The organism is Pseudomonas sp. H9 (assembly GCF_004353925.1).
In the GTDB taxonomy this organism is placed as follows: domain Bacteria; phylum Pseudomonadota; class Gammaproteobacteria; order Pseudomonadales; family Pseudomonadaceae; genus Aquipseudomonas.
Map to the genome: position 1 here is coordinate 102,961 of NZ_SMOK01000022.1, position 18,702 is coordinate 121,662.

Here is an 18,702-nt window from a genome sequence, read left to right on the forward strand (position 1 = left end):
GGCCTTGGTCGTACATCACGCCTTGATATAGTCGCGCAACTGCCCCCGACCCTCTCAAGGAACGCAATTGTGAGCGACTACCAAGCACACGAAGTCGAAACGACCGCCTATGAGGCATTCAAGGTCGAGCTGAAGAACAGCATCGCCCACATTCAGATCAATCGCCCGGAAAAATACAACGCCATGAACGCGGCGTTCTGGAGCGAGATTGTCGATATCTTCAAGTGGATCGACGACACCGACGCAGTACGCGCGGTGGTGATCAGCGGAGCGGGCAAGCACTTTTCCGCCGGTATCGACCTGATGCTGCTGGCCTCGGTGGCTAATGAACTGGGCAAAGATGTCGGCCGTAATGCCCGTCTGCTGCGCCGCACCATTCTGCGCATGCAAGCCTCGTTCAATGCCGTAGACAATTGCCGCAAGCCGGTGCTGGCGGCCATCCAGGGGTATTGCATCGGCGGCGCAATCGACCTGGTCTCGGCCTGTGATATGCGTTATTGCAGCACCGACGCGCAGTTCTCGATCAAGGAAATCGACATGGGCATGGCGGCCGATGTCGGCACCTTGCAGCGTCTGCCGCGGATCATCGGCGATGGCATCATGCGTGAGCTGGCCTACACCGGCCGCACCGTTGAAGCCCAAGAAGCGCAGCGCATCGGTCTGGTTAACCGGGTCTACGACACCCACGAGGCTTTGCTCGAAGGAGTCTTTGCCATTGCCGCCGAAATTGCGGGAAAATCCCCGATTGCCGTGGCCGGAACCAAGGAAATGCTCAGCTATATGCGCGATCACCGTATCGACGATGGCCTGGAGTACATTGCTACCTGGAACGCTGCCATGCTGCAATCCACCGATCTGCGGGTGGCCGTGGCTGCCCATATGAGCAAACAGAAACCCGAGTTCGCCGACTGATTGCAGCGGCGGGCCCGCGCAAGGAACCGGAACATGGCTGTGCGTTGGACCACCGCGGTACTGGACACTCAATTGGCTGGCGGCTTGGCAGTCGCCCGCTGCAGTGAAGGCTTTCTGGTCGATGCCAACGGCGCGTTGTTCCCACGCGATTGGCTCAAGCGCCAGGAGCTGGATGTCATGTTCGAGCATGGCATCGGCCATTTTGACGGGCAGCCGGTGTACTTGCTCGAACTCAGGCAGCCGCAGTCACTGCCTGGCTGTAGCTGGCGTGGCTTGCGCCAGTTCATGCTCGAAGGTGACTTCGACACTTACAAGATCCTCGGCTACGCCGCGCAGATCGCCACCTGGGCCCGTGAGCACCGGTTCTGCGGCAGCTGCGGCCAGCCGATGACGCAAATCCAATGGGAGCGGGCGATGTACTGCCAGCCCTGTGATCTGCGCAGTTACCCGCGCATCTCGCCAAGCATGATCGTGCTGATCACCCGCGGTGACGAAGTTCTCCTGGCCCGTTCGCCGCGCTTCGTCACCGGGGTGTACAGCACCCTGGCAGGCTTTGCCGAGCCCGGTGAGTCCGCCGAAGATTGCCTGGTGCGCGAGGTGCGCGAAGAAGTGGCTGTCGAGGTGAAGAACATCCAGTACGTCGGCAGCCAGTGCTGGCCGTTTCCACACTCGATGATGCTCGGTTTCCATGCCGAGTACGCCGGTGGCGAGATTGTCATGCAACCGGACGAGATCGAGGATGCGCAGTGGTTCCGGGTCGACGCGCTGCCGCCGTTGCCAGCGGGGCGCTCGATCGCCCGGTACCTGATCGATCTCTATGTGGCGCGGCGTTTAGGCCTGGCCGAACCAGTGCTGCCACGCTAGGCGTACGGTCAGCGCCAGCACCACGGTGATAAACACCGGGCGGATGAACTTGCTACCACCGCTGATGGCGGTGCGCGCGCCAAAGAAGGCGCCGACCATCAGCGCTGAGCCCATGGACAATCCCACCAGCCAGTCGACCTGGCCGGAAAAGATGAACACCGACAAGGCCGCCGCGTTGCTGACGAAGTTCATGCTGCGCGCCACGCCGCTGGCCTTGACCAGGTCGATGGGGTAGAGCAACAAGGTACTGACGGTCCAGAACGCGCCGGTACCGGGGCCGGCCACGCCATCGTAGAAGCCCAGCGTCAGGCTTTGAGGCAGTTGCCATTTCTTCTTTATCGGTGCATCGGCATCCAGCGGCGCCTTGGGCGTACCGCCGAACAGCAGGTAAACGCCGCAAAGGAAGACGATCACCGGCAGCATTTTGTTCAGCCATTCAGCCGGCAGGTAATGGGCAACCACTGCACCGATCAGGGCGCCGATGAAGGTGCCGATCAAGGCGTGGCGCCACTGTTTGGGGTGGAACAACTTGCGTCGGTAGTAGGTGAAGCTGGCGGTCGCCGAGCCGAAGGTCGAGCTGAGTTTGTTGGTGCCCAGCACCAGGTGCGGCGGCATACCGGCGGTCAGCAGGGCAGGGGTGGTCAACAAGCCGCCACCGCCAGCGATGGCGTCAATGAATCCGGCTACGAAGGCGACGGCGGCAAGAATGGCGAGGGTGGTCAGGTCTACGCTAAGTTCGAAAGGCATGGCATGGGCTTAATCGGGTGGGTGCAGAAGGAGCTGCGCCCGAGGCCCGGTATGGTAATAGAGTCGAGGTCCGGTGTCAGGGCCGGTTGGCGCTTTCGCGTCAGCCTGGCAATACGCCATGCAACACCAACCGGGTAATGCTCGCCACTGCACTGTCCAGGTCGGCATTCGCCGGTTTGCCGTGGTCGCTATCAGCGCTCAGTTGCGCAGTGAAATTTGCGTAGGCCTGGGTGGTCGCCCACAAGCTGATCAGGAAGTGCTTGGCATCGACGGCATTCAACTGGCGGTTATCGATCCAGTGCTGCAGACACGCCACACCTTTCTGGATCTCACCCTGCAGGCGTTCGGTCTGCTCGGCAGGCAAGTGCCGGGCGCCGTGCATCATCTCTGCAACAAACACCCGTGCCGCCCAGGGCTGGCTGCGGATGATACTGAGTTTGGCGCGGATCAAGCGATCGACGGCCTCAAGTGGATCGCTGGCCGGGTTCAACTGGGCAAAGGCGTCCAAGTAGCATTGGGTCACGCTGTCAAGCACCTGTTGGTAGAGGTTTTCCTTGGACTGGAAGTAGTAGTTGACGTTGGCCTTTGGCAAACCGCTCAGCGCCGCTACTTCACTCAGGGTGGTGGCGGCAAATCCCTTGCGGGCAAACGACTTGGCTGCCATGCGCAGAATCAGCGCGCGATTGCGCCGCCCCGGCTCGTTGGCCTTCTTCTCCACCTGGCAGTGTTCCGCACACGCTGCGCTGCCTGTCGTGCTCGCAGGTTCCTCGTACAGCATGTGTTCCATTGGCGATCTCGTCTGGGCAGATTAACAGCTTCGCAATATACAAAAATATATAGCGATAGCGGTAGTTTTCCGCAGCAGACGTCTGCGCAGGCTTTAGGTCGAGGTTCTTGTCACATTCTGCGACAACGAGCCGCACCCCGAAAATAAAGGCTTACAGACGTACGGGGCGATAGAAGCTGGAACCTTGGCAGAGCGCCATGACAAAATGTCGCGCTTTCTCGACAGGCCTCGTGCGCGAGGCGTTACACCTTCCCCAAAGGATGGTTACATGACTGATTTACTGACCCGGCGCCAGATCATGGCCGGGATCAGCCTGCTGGGCCTCGGCGCTCTGGTAGGTTGCGACCCCCGCTCCGGTGGTGCGCTCGATTTCAAATACGGCAAAGACATGAGCAACAAGATCCTGGGCCGCTCCTTCAAGCTCAAGGACACCCAGGGCAACGTACGCACCTTGTCGAGCTTCTGGGGCACCATGCCGATGGTGTTCTTCGGTTTCACCCAGTGCCCGGCGGTCTGCCCGACCACTCTGGCCCGTGCGGCGCAGATCAAGAAGCTGATGGGCCGCGATGGCGGTTTCCTGCAGGTGGTGTTCATCAGCCTCGATCCGGAACGTGACACGCCTGAGGTGCTCGATGCCTACGTCAAGGCGTTCGACCCCTCGTTTGTGGCGCTGTCCGGCACCTTGGAAGAAACCGCCGCAGCGGCCAAGGAATTTGGTGTGTTCTACGAGAAGGTGCCCAGTGGCGACACTTACACCATCTCGCACACTTCGACCAGTTACGTCTTCGATTCCCGTGGCCAGTTGCGCCTCGGGTTGTCCCATTCACTGACCGCTAAAGAGTGTACGGAAGACCTGCTCACGGTCATGGAGGTTTGCTGATGTATATGTTCAAACGCACCCTGGCCGCTTTGGCCCTCATCGGCCTGGCGCTGCCTGCCGTTGCCGACACCACCGTCAGTGATGCCTGGGTTCGCGCCACTGTGCCGCACCAGCAGTCCACCGGTGCTTTCATGACCCTTACTGCCAGCAGCGACAGCAAGCTGGTGGACGTGCAGTCGCCCGTGGCCGAGATCGTCCAGGTGCACCAGATGACCATGGATAACGATGTCATGGGCATGAAGCAAGTTCAAAGCGTCGACCTGCCGGCGGGCAAGGCGGTCAGCCTTGATCCTAACGGTTATCACGTGATGCTGATGAAGCTCAAACAGCAGGTCAAGGAAGGCGAACAGGTACCCCTGACCCTGGTGATTGAAGACGGCAAAGGCCAGAAGCAGACCCTGGAAGTCAAAGCCCCCGTGCGCGCGCTGAACGCCGAGGCCATGCACGGCCACGAGCACATGCACTGACCGCCTGTAGGAGCGGGCTTGCCCCGCGATTGCGTTTTAACTGACAAAGCTCAATCGCGGGGCAAGCCCGCTCCTACCGTTTACGGCGCCTGCCGGTGATCATCGACATCGGCAGGTTCTCTTTCAGTCGCAGGCTTTCGAACACCGCGGCGGCAATATGCAGGCAAACCAGCGCCAGCAAGGCGTTGGCCATGTACTCATGGATATCGCGCGGCATGTCTTCGCCCCAGAAGTAGTCCACTTCTTCCATCAGAAACCCGCTCAGGCCCAGGCCGAACATCAGTGCCAGCATCAGTACCATGACCAGTGCACCCAGCGGGGAATGGCCCAGTCGGTGGTAGTCTTCACCCGTTAACAGGGCCTTGAGATGCCACTTCAGCCGGCTCAGGGTCGGCCAGAAATCGTTCCAGCGCGCAGCCGGTGTGCCGACAAAGCCCCAGGCACCACGAGCCAGGACAATGGCAACGCCGTAATAGCCCAGCCAGCGATGCCAGCCATCGCCCTCTTCGGTAAAGAAGTAACCGCCGACAAACACCAACACCAATGACCAATGACAAATCCGCACCCAGGGGTCCCAGAGGCGCAGGGTGTCGTCGCTCACTTCAATCGATCTCTTCTTTCACTTTCTTGCCACTGACCGGGTCAAAGTAGATTTCAACTTTGCGCTTGTCCTTGTCCCAGCCATAGATCTCGTAGCAATTGCCATCGGTGACTTTGAATTTCTTGATTTCGTAGCCCTGGCTTTTCAAGGCTTGCTGAAAGGTGTCCGGATTTTGCCACTGAGCTTTGTCGGCGCTGGTGCATTCGGTTTTGGCCAGCGCCAACGGGCTTACGGCCAGCAGTGCCAGGAGTAGAACATTACGCATGACGAGTCCTCGTGATTGTTAAGCACGCGGCAGCACAGCCATGAAGCCGGAGTGAGTGTGTGTCAGGGCGGGCGGCTTTGCGAATGCCGCATCAAGCCGTGGTGCCCTGGGATTGTTGGTCAACGAAAGCGTGGCAGGGGGCGGTCGACTTTCAGTGAGGTCAAGGTCTTCTTGACCAGCGCCTCATCTGCTTCCACCGCCTTGAGGCTGGCGCGGATTCTGCCAGCTGCAGGTACGTCGCCCTGACGGTCGATCCAGTCGGCAATTTCTTTGCAGGCGCTGGCCAGCGTTGCTTGCCGGTGATCGATCAAAGTCAGCAGCGTAGTGATGTCTTTTTCGGACATGGTGCAATCCTCCTTTCGGCGATTTCAGTGTAGCAGTGCCCGGGAAATCTGCCGACGCCGGCCCGGCACTGTGGTTGTGACAGACCCGGGCCTGACGTACTATCCTTGCCAGCAAGCGATACCCCGCAGACTTATAACCAATTCCTCAGCGCACACGCTTCCACTCAGGGCCAATGGCCGTGAGTGCTTCATGCTGGGCGCGCACTTGCGCCTGGCGTCTGCAATCGATCTGGAGTAACACCCCCACCGATGACTACCCCCGAGGATGCGCGAGCCGGCAGCTGGCTCAGTGTAATTGCCCTGGCCCTGGCGGCTTTTATCTTCAACACCACTGAGTTCGTACCGGTGGCCCTGCTCAGTGACATTGGCGCCAGTTTCGACATGTCTACCGCTCAAGTCGGGCTGATGCTGACCATTTATGCCTGGGTGGTTGCGCTGGCATCGCTGCCGATGATGCTGCTGACCCGTAATGTCGAGCGGCGCAAGTTGCTGATGGTGATCTTTGTACTGTTCATCGTCAGCCATTTGCTGTCCGGGATGGCGCAAAGCTTTGCCACGCTGCTGGTCAGCCGTATCGGTATCGCCCTGGCACACGCGGTGTTCTGGGCGATTACCGCGTCGCTGGCGGTGCGGGTGGCACCGCCAGGGCAGCAGGCCAAAGCGCTGGGCCTGTTGGCGACCGGTACCACACTGGCGATGGTCATGGGCATTCCGCTGGGCCGGGTGGTGGGAGAGGCGCTGGGCTGGCGCACCACCTTTCTGACCATTGCCGGGGTGGCGCTGGCGACTTTGATCTGCCTGGCCAAGTCGTTGCCGTTGCTGCCCAGCCAGAATTCCGGGTCGCTGCGTAGCGTGCCAGTGCTGTTCAAGCGCCCGGCATTGGTGACGGTGTACGTGCTGGTCGCGCTGGTGATTGCCGCGCAATTTACTGCGTACACCTACATCGAGCCGTTTGCCTTGAACGTTGCGCAGGTTAGCGCTGAGCATACGACCCTGTTGTTGCTGTTGTTTGGTGGCGCCGGAGTGTTTGGCTCGGTGCTGTTCAGCCGCTACAGCGAGCGTTTTCCCAATGGCTTCCTGCTGGCTGCCATTGCATTGCTGGCCAGCTGTCTTCTGTTGCTGATGCCGTTGTCGGGGGCGTTCATTCAGCTCGGTACCCTGAGCATGTTCTGGGGCGTCGCGATCATGTGCTTCAGCCTGGCGCTGCAATCGAAGGTATTGATTCTGGCGTCTGATGCCACGGATGTGGCGATGGCCATGTTTTCCGGGATCTATAACATTGGAATCGGCGGCGGGGCGCTGATTGGCAGCCTGGTCAGCGTGCACTTGGGGGTGGCCAATATCGGGCTGGTCGGCGGCGCGCTGGCGCTGCTGGGGTTGCTGTTGTCTGCGCTGGCCACCTACCGATTTTCCAGGCCAACGGCTAGCGGGCTTGCCCGTGACCGCTCGTAGCGGGCTGTTTCAGCGCGGGTAGAGCCCGCGCTCTTCGAAGTAGGCCTCCAGTACTTGCGCATCACCATTGCTCCAGACACCGGCAACGTAGGTGTCTGGCCGGATCAGGTAGACCGCGTCGCGCACCAGGCCTGCAGCCTGATGCGCTTCGCTCCAGATGAACACGTCTACCGGGATGCCGTGGCCGCTGCACCATTGCACCAGGTTGGCGCTGACAGCGCCGTACACCTGCACTTGCCAGCACATCCGGTTTAGGCCCGCGAAGTTGTCGCGCCCGCCTTCGGCGACCCAGGGTAAGCGGTCACCGCCCTGCACGTGTCCGGCATTGCCGGTGCTTAACGGCATGTAGCGGTAGTTGAGGGCAATCTGCGAGACGCTGCGGAACAGAAACTCGCGCGCCGACCGGAACGCCACCAGCCTCGGGATCACCCTCGGCGCCAGGCGTGTGCGCAGCAAGGCGGCCAGGCGACCATCGGCGGTGACGAAGTTGAACACCTGGTCGGTGGTCGACACCAGGCGCTTGGCAAAGGCGCTGCGCTCAATTTCATAGGTGTCCAGCAGGGTGGGTTGCGCGTTGCCGTGCAGGACGCTGGCCAGTTTCCAGGCCAGGTTAATGGCATCGCCTATGCCGGTATTCATGCCCTGGCCACCGGCGGGGCTGTGAACATGCGCCGCATCCCCGAGGAGAAATGCATGCTGGCGGCCGAAGTGCTCGGCCACCCGGTGGTGCACGCGATAGGTGGAAAACCAGTTCACCTGCTCCACGTGAACGTGCAGGTGTTCGATGGCCCGACGGCTGACATCGGCGAACTGCAGTTGTTCGGCTTTCTCGGCACGTTCGTCGCGGACTGTACCGATCAGCCGTGCCCGGCCCGTGCCTGCCAGGGGGAACACAGCAAGGAAATCGGCTTCGTCCAGGTCGACATGCAGTTCGCCGTTGAGCGCCGGGCCTGAGGCCTGAACATCGGCGACATAAAACACCTGTTGATAGGTGCCACCGGGAAAACCAATGCCCAACGCCTTGCGCACGGTGGAGCGAGCACCGTCGCAACCGGCCAGGTAGCTTGCCTGGCAGAGCTGTTCCGGGCCGTCGCGATGCTGCAGGCGGGCGCTGACGCCTCGCCCATCCTGGTTCAGCTCCAGCAGTTCGGTTTCGCGCTCTACCTCAACGCCGAAACCCTGCAGGCGCTCGATCAGCAGCTTCTCGTGTTCATCCTGCGGGTAGATGTGCAAGAAGGGGTAGGGCGTAAAGCCGGCACCAATGGCGCTGAAGGGTAAATGCGCTGCCGCCTGGCCTTTGACCCAGAGATTGACCGCCGGCACGCGGTGGCCCTGTTCAAGGACGGCGGCAGTCAGGTCCAATTGACGGTACAGCTCCAGGGTTCGTGCCTGTACTGCCAGGGCACGGGAGGTGGTGCCGGGGGCGGCGGTCTTGTCGATAATGCGTACCTTGACGCCCAACTTGCTTAGCCACAAGGCCAGCACCAGCCCGGTTGGGCCGGCACCTACAATCAACACCTCACAGCGCTTCATCGCGCGCGCTCCTCAGCGCTGGGCGAACGCCAGGTTCAAGCCCAGGCCGGCAAAGGATGCAGCAAAACCGCGGCGCAACCAGTCTTGTACCCGTGGCGATTCAATCACCGCGCGCCGGAACAGGTTGGCCAGCAGACCGTACAACACAAACACCACGAAGGTCATGAGCATGAACACTCCGCTCAAGCTGAGCATCTGCCCGGTAACGGATCCGCCCTGAGGCGTGATGAACTGAGGCAGAAAGGCCAGAAAGAACAACGTCAGCTTGGGGTTGAGAATATTCAGCAGGCCGGCGCGCAGCATCAGGCTGCCAGCACTGCTCACCTTGGTGTTGCTATCGACGACAAAGGCCGAGCGATCGCGCCATGTAGCGTAGGCCAAGTATAGAAGGTAGGCCACACCGGCAAACTTCAGGGCCTGGAAGGCCACGGCGCTGGTGTGCAGGAGTGCGGACAAGCCGAGGATCGAAGCCAGCAGGTGCGGAATGATGCCAGCGGTACATCCCAGTGCGGTATACAGACTGGCTTGTTTGCCGGCCACCAGCGCGGTGGAGATGGTCAGAATGACGCCGCTGCCCGGAATCAGCACGACGATCAGGCAGGTGATAAGAAAATCCAGGCTCGGCATTGTAGGGCGCTCCATGCGGTATCAAAGGCTGAAGAATTCAACACAGGTGTTCAAGATCATTAACATACACCTGACCTCACTCAGTATTCCAGCGTTTACATAACCGGGTGTTGAGTCAATTGCAGGGCTGCCTCTTATGTGGGAATAAGATAGGGTCGCAAAGTTTGTAAGCTAGTATTTCGGATTTGCGCAGTGTCTGAAGTGAACTAGCATTTAATAAGTCGTGTTTTTGGATTGGATCCATAACGTCGGTGATGGGCGGCTCAGTGTAAAGCCCGTGTTACACCATCTCATTAAGATTGAATGTTTGGCGTGTTTAGCTATTTAGTTTTCGTGGGTGTAATGACAGCCAAATGAGTTTTATTATTTTTTAGGGGGTGAATTAGAAATTCCAACTGTGCAGGTGTGTTGAAGTGCTTGATGGCCGGAGCACTTGGGAGAACGGTAGTGGACAATGAGCATGATCTGATAGAGCGGCTACGCAGCGGTGATGCTCATGCGCTGGAGAGCCTGGTCAAAACGCATCATGCATTTCTCATCACACTTGTTACACCACTGGTCGGCCCGGATGCTGCCGATGACGTCGCTCAGGAAACCTGGTTGAAGGCTGTCGTGGCCGTCAGCCTGTTTGAGGGGCGTTCAAAATTTCGTACGTGGCTGGCAAGAATTGCTATCAACGAAGCACATTCAATCAATCGGCGCAAAGGACGTGAGATTTCTCTCGACGGCTGGGGCTTTGATCATTACTCGCCGATCATTTCCAGCGTCGATAAGTATGACGCTTGGCTGTCACCCTCCAGGCAAGCGCACCATGAGGGCCCGGAGGAACTGCTCGCTGAAGTTGAACTGCATGCCTATATCCGTAAGCAATTGCACGATTTACCGATGGCCCAGCGAAATGTGGTAATCATGCGCGAGTTTGGAGGGCTCGAATTCAAAGAAATTGCCAGTGCCCTGGGAATGACAGAAGGCAATGTGCGTGTCCAGTTGCACCGTGGACGTCAGCGTATACAGGCTATGCTCAGCCGTTTTCAGGACCAAGACCGATCTTGAGTGATCACCAACCCGGCATCAGGGCACGTCCCTGTGCGCTCGGTCAGTGTCGGCGTTCAATGCGCACTGCGGTATTCTTCTCGGTCTCTGATGATGGGGGAAGTTAACCGTGGATCAGGTTCGTTAGTTTGTGGAAGTGCTTCTTCTGTTGTTGTTACACCGGAAGCAGTAGGCTGTTCCTTGACCATCTGCACATAACGTTCGCCCGCGTTTTGATCGAATTGACTTCTTGCTGCTGCATTATCCATGTGATAGTCGATCAATCTATCGCTGCCGCCTTCGGCAAGTAACAGTACATTGTTATTGGTTGTATTCGCTGCGGAGCCGATACTACTAAAAAGGGCAGCCGCTAACACTACCGACATTTTAAATATCAGTTTCATGATGAATTCCCTCAGAAAGCTCAAGCGCTTGAGGTGTGCTATTCATAGACGCACGAGCATCCGCTTTGTTACAGCTGACTTTTGCAGTTTTTCCGACGGATGCACCTTGCTTGCCAATATGTCATGCCTTATGGTGCGAATCGTTTTTAGGCGGTCGGTCTGTAGGAACCATTGCTTATTAAGTGAGGTACTGCTTGATAAAACGCTATGCCCTTATTTCCAAATGTAGTGGTGAACGAGTAATTCGATTTCTTTCCGCTATTGTGCTCGGTTGTGGAATTGTGTGGGGAAGCGCTGTTGCCGCTCCACAGACGCAGAACACAGCGCCGATACAGACCAGCCTGCAGCGTCAGGACGCACTGCAGCGCATCAGCGACTGGCGTGCTTTGATCAGCGAGTCAAGCCATCTCTCGGATCACGAAAAGCTACGGCGAGTGAATGATTTCTTCAATCGCACGATCCGCTATGGCGAAGACATCGACATCTGGAAAAAAGCTGATTATTGGGCGTCGCCCATGGAAACCCTGGAAATGGGCATGGGTGACTGCGAAGACTTTGCGTTGGCAAAGTTCTTCACGCTGCAGCAGCTCGGTATTGCAGACAGTCATTTACGCATGGTCTACGCGACACAAACGTCAACACAGCAAGCGCATATGGTGCTGGGCTACTGGGCGGATGCTGATGCCCAACCGGTGGTGTTGGACAACCTTGAGAACGCCATACTGCCAATCGCCCAACGCAATGATTTAGCAGTGAGATTTGCTTTTGATGAGCTGGGCCTGTACAGCTTCGATCATGAGCGTCTGCAGCGGGTAAGCGGTGTCGGGCAGTTGCCGAACTGGCAGCCCTTGTTGCAACGGGCCAAGCGTGAGGAAGCGGAAGTAGCTGCTAATCAGGCAAACGGCACCCCGCCAAACCTGATGATGTCAGCGCTGAGGACCACTGAGCCTAAGCGCTGATCAGTCGGCCTTGGCGCGCACGATGCGCCCGCTTTTGATCTCGTCGGCATAGGCATGCAGTTTGTCGGAGTCTTTGTACAAACGGTTCATCAGGTGCAGCACGGCGACCACATCGACGCCGTCGATGCGCTCGGCCAGACGGCTGATTTCGCCTGCGGTGCGCTCAAGGTTGGTGGCAACGCTTTTCAGGTCGCGCTTGAGTTCGGCGGATGATTTTTTCAGGGCCATGGGACCTCCTCAGATAGTGGCTTTAATCGCGGGGCAAGCCCGCTCCCACAGTGGGAGCGGGCTTGCCCCGCGATGGTTTCTAGCCGGGAAACAGAAACGGACTGATCCCACTACGGCCATACCCTTCACGCTCCACCTCGGCATCCAGCGCCAGGGAGGCAAGGTCGTCGGCCAGCAATTCCAGATCACGGTCCTTTTCCGGGTAGAAGACTTTCAGGTAGCTGTGACAATCGTTGCAGCTTTCAGCTTTGACCGCGGCATCCTGCCGTTCCAGCGACCAGTAGTCCAGCGCGCCGGTGGCTTCGCAGTTGCTGCACTTGACCCGGACCATATGCCAGCGGCACTCACACAGGCTGCACTGCAAGTAACGCAAGCCTGCTTGCGCACCGGTCATCACCACACTGGCCAGCGGCGCGCTGGCACACACCGGGCAGTGCTGGCGCTGTTCGCCCAAATGCGCACTGGCCGAGGCGGGCAGTGCGCTGGCCAATTGAGTGAAGTACAGCGATAGGGCAGCCCACACAAACAACGCCCGGCCGCTGCCGACCTGCTCATAGCCACCGGCCAGCAAGGCGCTGGCGAGGTCTTCCAATTGCTCAGGGGGGAGCCCGCGCAAGCCGTCCAGGGTGATACGGACCGCTGTGCTGGCGTCAGGATAAAGCTGCTCGATCACTCCCTGCAGCAATTGCTGCCAATAGTGGTCGCGCGGATAGTCGCCGCTGGCCAGCGGTGCCCGTCCGTGACCCAGTCGTTCAACCAGCGAGGCTTTGAGTGCCTCGGGCAGTGGCATGCGCTCCAGCAACTGTTGCTGGGTGTCGGCCAGTTGTGCGCAGAAGCTCAGGTAATCAGCCATGGCGTTCCCTACGGCCAGCGCGCGCAGACGTGCTGCGCGTTTGGCGTAACGGTCTTTGAGCGACGGCAGCAGGACCGGGATGATCTCGTTGACCCCGCCGGTCGGCGTCTGCACGGCCGTCATCTGAATGCTGCTCATGGCTTGCTCCCGGTTTTGCCCTGCTTGCTGATCTGCCGGTACCAGCGGTCATGGTGGGTTTTGGCCCAGGTACGGCTGACGTAACCGGTGACCATGCCGCGAATCGACCCTTTGACCCAGAACGCCAGGTAGGCATGGCCAATGATCAGCAAGATCAGGCTGATGCCGGCAACCGCATGCACCAGCAGGCCGATGCGGATGGCAGGGATGGAGAACAGAGGTGCGAAGTACGGGCGCCAGATCACCACACCGCTGAGCAGCAGCACGGTGATCAGGCTCATGATCCCCCAGAACAACACCTTCTGCCCGGCGTTGTACTTGCCGATGTTCAAGGCCGGGTCATGCTTGCCGGCCAGCACCTGCTTGACGTTCTTGAACCACTGCAGGTCTTCGCGTTCCGGCAGGTTGTAACGCACGAAGCGCACGAACAGGAACATCAGCAGCACGAACACCACGACGCCAAAGAACGGATGAAGGATGCGTGCCAGCTGCGGGGTGCCGAACACCGCATTGAGGCCGTTGAACGACGGGAAGAACCACGACAGCCCCGACAACGCCACGGCGATAAAGCAGATCACCATGAACCAGTGGCAGGCACGGTCGATAAAGCGGGTGCGCAGGATCAGTTTGTCGGTGTTCATGCGTGGCTATCCTCCTCGCGTTTCTCGTCCTGTTCGTCAACCTCGTTGGGGCCGACGCCGATGTAGTGGAACAGGGTGCCGGCCAGGGTGGCGAAGAACGCCGCGGCGGCTACTGGTTTCATCCAGCCTTTCCAGCCCTGGATGGCTGTGCTGATCCGCGGGTCGGTCGGCAGTTTGTGGTACAGCTGGGGTTTGTCGGCATGCTGCAGCACGTACACCACGTGGGTACCGCCGACGCCCTGCGGGTCGTAGATCCCCGCGCCGGCAAAGCCCCGGCCCTGTAGCTCGGTGACGCGCTCGCTGGCCTGATGCAACATGTCTTGCTTGCTGCCGAAATTGATTGCGCCGGTCGGGCAGGTTTTCACGCAGGCCGGCTCCTGGCCCACCGACACCCGGTCGACACACAGGGTGCACTTGTAGGCCTTGTTGTCTTTCTGGCTGATGCGCGGTACATCGAACGGGCAACCGGCGATGCAGTAGCCGCAACCAATGCAGTGCTCGGACTGAAAATCGACGATACCGTTGGCGTATTGAATGATCGCCCCCGGTTGCGGGCAGGCTTTCAGGCAGCCCGGATCGGCGCAGTGCATGCAGCCATCCTTGCGGATCAGCCATTCGAGCTTGCCGCTTTCGTCTTCGACTTCGTCGAAGCGCATCAACGTCCAGGTGTCGGCGCTGAGGTCCGCCGGGTTGTCGTAGACGCCGACGTTATGGCCGACTTCGTCACGCAGGTCGTTCCATTCGTTACAGGCCACCTGGCAGGCTTTGCAGCCGATACAGATGCTGACGTCGATCAGCTTGGCCACTTCAGCCTGGTGGTCACGGGTGTGCGGCGCCGGGGTCAGCACGCTGGTGGCCGAGCGGCGGACGATGTCTTGGGATTGCATGGACATGGTTTCGCCCTCAGACCTTTTCAATGTTCACGAGAAACGCCTTGTACTCCGGCGTCTGGGTATTCGAGTCGCCAACGCCAGGGGTCAGGGTATTGGCCAGGAAGCCCTTGCGGGTGGCGCCTTCATAACCCCAGTGGCACGGGATGCCGATGGTGTCGACATCCTGGCCATTGACTGCCAGACGACGAATACGCTTGGTCACCACTGCTTTGGCCTTGATGTAGCCGCGCTGGGTGCTGACCTTGACGGTGTCGCCCTGCACGATGCCCTTGTCGTGGGCCAGTTTTTCGCCGATCTCGATGAACTGCTCCGGCTGGATGATGGCGTTGAGCTTGGCGTGCTTGGTCCAGTGGCGGAACAACTCGGTGATCGAGTAGGTGGTGGCCACGTAAGGGAAGTCTTCGCGTTTGCCCATGCGTTTGCGGTCGCTTTCATACAGGCGTGCGGTCGGGCTGTAGGTCACCTTCGGGTGTAATGGGTTGCTCGCCAACGGGCTTTCAGTGGGTTCGTAGTGTTCCGGGAACGGGCCATCGTTCAATGCGCCCACCGAGAACAGCCGGCCCAGGCCTTCGGGCAGCATGATGAACGGGTTGACCTTGCCACCAGGCGCCGCCGTTACGGCGAAGTCAGGCACGTCGACGCCGCTCCAGCGTTGGCCGTCCCAGCCGATTAACTGGCGTTTCGGGTCCCAGGGTTTGCCCTGTGGGTCGGCCGAGGCACGGTTGTAGAGAATCCGTCGGTTCTGCGGCCAGGCCCAGGCCCAGCCAGGGGTGCAGCCCAGGCCACTGTCGGCGTTGTCGCGGCGGGCCATCTGGTTGCCTTGCTCGGTCCAGGAACCGGCGAAGATCCAGTTGAAGCATTGGGTGCTGCCGTCATCGCGCAGTTGCGAGAAGTCGTTGAGCAACTGGCCTTTGCGCAGGATCAGGTTGCCTTGATCATCATGCAGGTCGGCCAAGGCGCGGCCATTGGACTCCTTGGCCACTTCTTCGGGTTTGGGGTCGTACGGGTCGGCGTAATCCCAGGCCATGTTAAGAATTGGCGCCGGGTTGGCACCACCTTCCTTCTCGTACAGCTCACGGATTTTCATGAACAGGTGACCGAGGATCTTGCCATCGTGCCAGGCCTCGCCCGGTGGCGCGGCACCGGCCCAGTGCCATTGCAACCAGCGCCCGGAGTTGACGATCGAGCCGTCTTCTTCGGCAAAGCAAGAGGAGGGCAGGCGGAACACTTCGGTCTGGATCGAGGCGGTATCGACATCGTGTTGTTCGCCGTGGTTCTGCCAGAAACTCGAGGTCTCGGTAGCCAACGGGTCGATAATCACCAGAAACTTGAGTTTGGCCAGGGCCGCCTGGGCTTTGTTCTTGTCCGGGAACGCCGCCACCGGGTTGAAACCCTGGGCGATGTAGCCGTTGACCTTGCCCTCGTACATGCGGTTGCTGTAGTTGAGCACGTCATAACTGTCGTCCCACTTGGGCAGCCAGTCGAAGCCCCAGTCGTTGTCGGCGGTGGCCTTTTCGCCCCAGAGGCTTTTCATCAGGCTGATGAAAAACTTCGGCGTGTGCTTGTAGTAGTTGACCTGATCCTCCAGCAGCGCTGTCGGGGTGGTCTGCTTGAGGTAAGTGGCCAGGGTGGTCTGCTCGTCGGACGGCAGATTCATGTAGCCGGGCAGGCGCAGCGACAGCAGGCCAAGGTCGGTGTAACCCTGAATGTTGGAGTGACCACGCAGGGCGTTGACGCCACCACCGGCCATGCCGATGTTGCCCAACAGCAACTGGATCATGCCCGATCCGCGGATCATTTGTGCGCCGTTGGTGTGGTGGGTCCAGCCCAGGGCATAGAGGAAAGTGGCGGTGCGATCCGGGACGCAAGTGCTGGCGAGGATTTCGCAGATCTGCAGGAAGTCACTCTGCGGTGTACCACAGATGTTCGTGACGACTTCAGGGGTGTAGCGGCTGACGTGGGCCTTGAGCAGGTTCCACACGCAGCGCGGGTGGCTCAGGCTCAGGTCGCGTTTGGCGTAGCCTTTTTCGTCCAGCTCATAGGTCCAGGAACTACGGTCGTAGCTGCGCTTTTTCTCGTCGTAGCCGCTGAACAGGCCGTCGTCGAAGTGGTAGTCCTCACGCACGATCAGGCTGGCGTTGGTGTAGTGGCGCACATACTCGTGCTGGACCTTATCGTGGCTGATCAGGTAGTTGACCACGCCCATCAGGAAGGTCACATCGGAGCCGGCACGGATCGGCGAGTAGATATCGGCCACGGCGGCACTGCGGTTGAAGCGTGGGTCGACGACGATGACCTTGGCGCCATTGCGGATCTTCGCCTCGATCACCCACTTGAAGCCCACCGGGTGCGCTTCAGCCGGGTTGCCGCCCATGATCAGCACCACGTTGGCGTTTTTGATGTCGACCCAGTTGTTGGTCATGGCGCCACGGCCGAAGGTCGGTGCCAGGGCCGAAACGGTTGGTGCGTGGCAGACACGTGCCTGGCTGTCGGTGCCGAGGATGCCCAGGGCGCGGGTGAAGCGTTGATCGAGCGAGCCGGTTTCACTGCTGGCCGCCGAGGAGCACAACATGCCGGTGCTCAGCCAGCGGTTGACGGTGGTGCCCTTGGCGTTTTTCTCGATGAAGTTGGCGTCGCGGTCGTCTTTCATCAGGCGGGCAATACGCTCGATGGCGTGGTCCCAACTGATACGCTGCCAGGTGTTAGAACCCGGTGCGCGGTATTCGGGGAACAGCAGGCGCTGTTCACTGTGCACGTAGTCCACCAGGCCTGCGCCTTTAGGGCACAGCGAGCCACGGCTGACCGGGTGATCGGGGTCGCCTTCAATGTGGAAGATGCGCGCCTTGGCGTTTTTCGCGCCGTCGCCCAGGCTGTACATGAGAATGCCGCAACCGACCGAACAGTAGGTGCAGTTGTTGCGGGTTTCCTTGGCGCGCAACAGCTTGTACTGGCGCGACTGCGTGGCTTGGGCCATACCGGGCGCAAAGCCGAGGGTCGCGCAGGTGGCGGTAGCGACACCGGCGGTACATAGCTTGAAGAACTGGCGTCTGCCAAGTCCCATGATCATCTCCTTATTCTAGTGGCGGCACACAGCAGCAGGCATAGGCATGCCCGGCAACAAGGCGTCGCAAGCGCAGTGGGCTGGAATGAAGTCACGATTGGTTGCAGGCCCTGTCTGGCGCAGGGCTCGGGTTACGCGGATGAACGGTAGTGTATTCCCGTAATAAAAGTAGGACTAATCAAGGGTGTTGATGGCGCTATCGAGCGTCTCTATCAAGCGCGGTGTGGCCCGCGTCCCAGGCGCCCTGGCGACGCATAGTGGGTGGCAGGCACTAGACTAAAGTAGCAGCGGGCTTGCTGTAGGAGCGGGCTTGCTGTGGGAGCGGGCTTGCCCCGCGAATGCGGTAGGCCTGACAAAATTCAATCGCGAGGCAAGCCCGCCCCTACCATGCTCAGTCGCGTGTCAGCGCAAAACGGCACACAGCGCCACCGCGCAGCATGCATTCCAGGTGTTGCACCGTGCCCCCACCGAGGCTGCCGATCAGGGCCAGGTCGAGTTCACAGACTTCAGGGTGGGCTTCGGCCAACTGATGAAATACGCAGTTATGGGCGACGATCTGCGCCGGGCCACCAGAGCGGAAAAACACTTCGGATTCATAGCCCACGTCTTTCATGTGCGCCGAGATCTGTTGTTCGTCGAGCTGCGTCGCGCTCAGGTCTGCCGCCATTTTCTGGCCCAGGTTACGCATCAGGCTGACCAGCGCTTCATGGCCGATCAAGCTGGCCACTTCATTGATCAACAGGTTGGCCAACAGGTGATAGTGGCGGGGGAACAATTCATGACCCGCCGCACTGAGCTGGTACAGCTGCTCAGGGCGGCGGCCGGTGGCGCGTAACTCACCACGCACCACCAAACCATCACGCTCCAGCGCCGCCAGGTGCTGGCGCACCGCAGTACGGGTGACCGCCAACTGGCTGGCCAGCTCTTCGATACTCATGCCGGCAGCCTGGTACAGCAGGGCCGAGAGCAGGTCCTGTTGTGTACGTCCCAACCCTTCGAACATCTGCAGACCTC

At 59.8% G+C, this 18,702-nt stretch carries 21 protein-coding genes; 7 read left to right on the forward strand and 14 right to left on the reverse strand.

Annotation, left to right across the window (positions count from 1 at the left end; genetic code table 11):
• Nucleotides 1-69: 69 nt before the first annotated feature.
• Both E1573_RS17405 and nudC read left to right on the forward strand, forming a co-directional pair.
• A complete protein-coding gene (locus E1573_RS17405) occupies nt 70-912 on the forward strand; it encodes a crotonase/enoyl-CoA hydratase family protein (RefSeq protein ID WP_133215811.1) in 843 nt (280 codons plus the stop codon).
• 33 nt (nt 913-945) lie between these two features.
• Nucleotides 946-1,776: an NAD(+) diphosphatase gene (nudC, locus tag E1573_RS17410; RefSeq protein ID WP_133215812.1), complete on the forward strand. Its 831-nt coding sequence runs from the start codon at nt 946-948 to the stop codon at nt 1,774-1,776.
• Here the strand turns inward: nudC and E1573_RS17415 are convergent.
• Both E1573_RS17415 and E1573_RS17420 read right to left on the reverse strand, forming a co-directional pair.
• Entirely contained in the window at nt 1,744-2,523 is a 780-nt protein-coding gene (locus E1573_RS17415) for a TSUP family transporter (protein ID WP_133215813.1), read from the reverse strand. The genes nudC and E1573_RS17415 overlap by 33 nt on opposite strands.
• Nucleotides 2,524-2,623: 100 nt before the next feature.
• Entirely contained in the window at nt 2,624-3,310 is a 687-nt protein-coding gene (locus tag E1573_RS17420; RefSeq protein ID WP_256659560.1) for a TetR/AcrR family transcriptional regulator, read from the reverse strand.
• A gap of 268 nt (nt 3,311-3,578) precedes the next feature.
• Here E1573_RS17420 and E1573_RS17425 point away from each other — a divergent pair, with 268 nt between their 5' ends.
• Complete coding sequence (locus tag E1573_RS17425) at nt 3,579-4,190, forward strand: SCO family protein (protein ID WP_133215814.1); 612 nt, start codon at nt 3,579-3,581, stop codon at nt 4,188-4,190.
• Nucleotides 4,190-4,657 carry a copper chaperone PCu(A)C gene (locus E1573_RS17430; RefSeq protein ID WP_133215815.1) on the forward strand — a complete coding sequence of 156 codons (468 nt, stop codon included), beginning with the start codon at nt 4,190-4,192 and terminating at the stop codon, nt 4,655-4,657. Before E1573_RS17425 ends, E1573_RS17430 begins: the two co-directional genes overlap by 1 nt.
• A gap of 73 nt (nt 4,658-4,730) precedes the next feature.
• Here E1573_RS17430 and E1573_RS17435 read toward each other — a convergent pair whose 3' ends face one another.
• The 3 genes from E1573_RS17435 to E1573_RS17445 form a co-directional block, all read right to left on the reverse strand.
• Nucleotides 4,731-5,258, reverse strand: a complete 528-nt coding sequence (locus E1573_RS17435; protein WP_133215816.1) for a cytochrome b/b6 domain-containing protein — start codon at nt 5,256-5,258, stop codon at nt 4,731-4,733.
• Between the two features lies 1 nt (nt 5,259).
• Complete coding sequence (locus E1573_RS17440; protein ID WP_133215817.1) at nt 5,260-5,523, reverse strand: PepSY domain-containing protein; 264 nt, start codon at nt 5,521-5,523, stop codon at nt 5,260-5,262.
• Between the two features lie 119 nt (nt 5,524-5,642).
• On the reverse strand, nt 5,643-5,867 hold the full coding sequence (locus E1573_RS17445; protein ID WP_133215818.1) for a hypothetical protein: 225 nt from the start codon (nt 5,865-5,867) through the stop codon (nt 5,643-5,645).
• Nucleotides 5,868-6,116: 249 nt separating this feature from the next.
• Here E1573_RS17445 and E1573_RS17450 point away from each other — a divergent pair, with 249 nt between their 5' ends.
• Complete coding sequence (locus E1573_RS17450; protein WP_133215819.1) at nt 6,117-7,319, forward strand: sugar transporter; 1,203 nt, start codon at nt 6,117-6,119, stop codon at nt 7,317-7,319.
• Between the two features lie 9 nt (nt 7,320-7,328).
• On the opposite strand, the gene E1573_RS17455 is transcribed toward E1573_RS17450, so the two are convergent.
• The gene (locus E1573_RS17455) at nt 7,329-8,852 is read right to left on the reverse strand and encodes an FAD-dependent monooxygenase (protein WP_133215820.1); all 1,524 of its coding nucleotides are present in this window, start codon (nt 8,850-8,852) and stop codon (nt 7,329-7,331) included.
• A gap of 12 nt (nt 8,853-8,864) precedes the next feature.
• The gene (locus tag E1573_RS17460) at nt 8,865-9,479 is read right to left on the reverse strand and encodes a LysE family translocator (RefSeq protein WP_133215821.1); all 615 of its coding nucleotides are present in this window, start codon (nt 9,477-9,479) and stop codon (nt 8,865-8,867) included.
• A 447-nt stretch (nt 9,480-9,926) separates the two neighbouring features.
• Here E1573_RS17460 and E1573_RS17465 point away from each other — a divergent pair, with 447 nt between their 5' ends.
• Nucleotides 9,927-10,532 carry an RNA polymerase sigma factor gene (locus tag E1573_RS17465; protein WP_165957348.1) on the forward strand — a complete coding sequence of 202 codons (606 nt, stop codon included), beginning with the start codon at nt 9,927-9,929 and terminating at the stop codon, nt 10,530-10,532.
• Between the two features lie 56 nt (nt 10,533-10,588).
• Here the strand turns inward: E1573_RS17465 and E1573_RS17470 are convergent, their stop codons facing one another.
• Nucleotides 10,589-10,915 carry a hypothetical protein gene (locus E1573_RS17470; RefSeq protein WP_133215823.1) on the reverse strand — a complete coding sequence of 109 codons (327 nt, stop codon included), beginning with the start codon at nt 10,913-10,915 and terminating at the stop codon, nt 10,589-10,591.
• Between the two features lie 194 nt (nt 10,916-11,109).
• Here E1573_RS17470 and E1573_RS17475 point away from each other — a divergent pair, with 194 nt between their 5' ends.
• Nucleotides 11,110-11,874 (forward strand): transglutaminase-like cysteine peptidase, encoded by a 765-nt coding sequence (locus E1573_RS17475; protein WP_165957349.1) that lies wholly within the window; start codon nt 11,110-11,112, stop codon nt 11,872-11,874.
• On the opposite strand, the gene E1573_RS17480 is transcribed toward E1573_RS17475, so the two are convergent.
• From E1573_RS17480 to E1573_RS17505, 6 genes are all read right to left on the reverse strand, one after another.
• Complete coding sequence (locus E1573_RS17480) at nt 11,875-12,102, reverse strand: hypothetical protein (protein WP_133215825.1); 228 nt, start codon at nt 12,100-12,102, stop codon at nt 11,875-11,877. It lies immediately after the preceding gene.
• 79 nt (nt 12,103-12,181) lie between these two features.
• The gene (fdhE, locus tag E1573_RS17485; protein ID WP_133215826.1) at nt 12,182-13,093 is read right to left on the reverse strand and encodes a formate dehydrogenase accessory protein FdhE; all 912 of its coding nucleotides are present in this window, start codon (nt 13,091-13,093) and stop codon (nt 12,182-12,184) included.
• A complete protein-coding gene (locus E1573_RS17490; RefSeq protein ID WP_133215827.1) occupies nt 13,090-13,734 on the reverse strand; it encodes a formate dehydrogenase subunit gamma in 645 nt (214 codons plus the stop codon). Before E1573_RS17490 ends, fdhE begins: the two co-directional genes overlap by 4 nt.
• Entirely contained in the window at nt 13,731-14,621 is an 891-nt protein-coding gene (fdxH, locus tag E1573_RS17495) for a formate dehydrogenase subunit beta (protein WP_305955362.1), read from the reverse strand. The genes E1573_RS17490 and fdxH overlap by 4 nt, the downstream gene beginning before the upstream one ends.
• A 16-nt stretch (nt 14,622-14,637) precedes the next feature.
• Nucleotides 14,638-17,688 (reverse strand): formate dehydrogenase-N subunit alpha, encoded by a 3,051-nt coding sequence (gene fdnG, locus E1573_RS17500; RefSeq protein WP_133215829.1) that lies wholly within the window; start codon nt 17,686-17,688, stop codon nt 14,638-14,640.
• Between the two features lie 391 nt (nt 17,689-18,079).
• Nucleotides 18,080-18,691, reverse strand: coding sequence for a metalloregulator ArsR/SmtB family transcription factor (locus E1573_RS17505; RefSeq protein ID WP_133215830.1), 612 nt, complete (start codon nt 18,689-18,691; stop codon nt 18,080-18,082).
• Nucleotides 18,692-18,702: the final 11 nt, after the last annotated feature.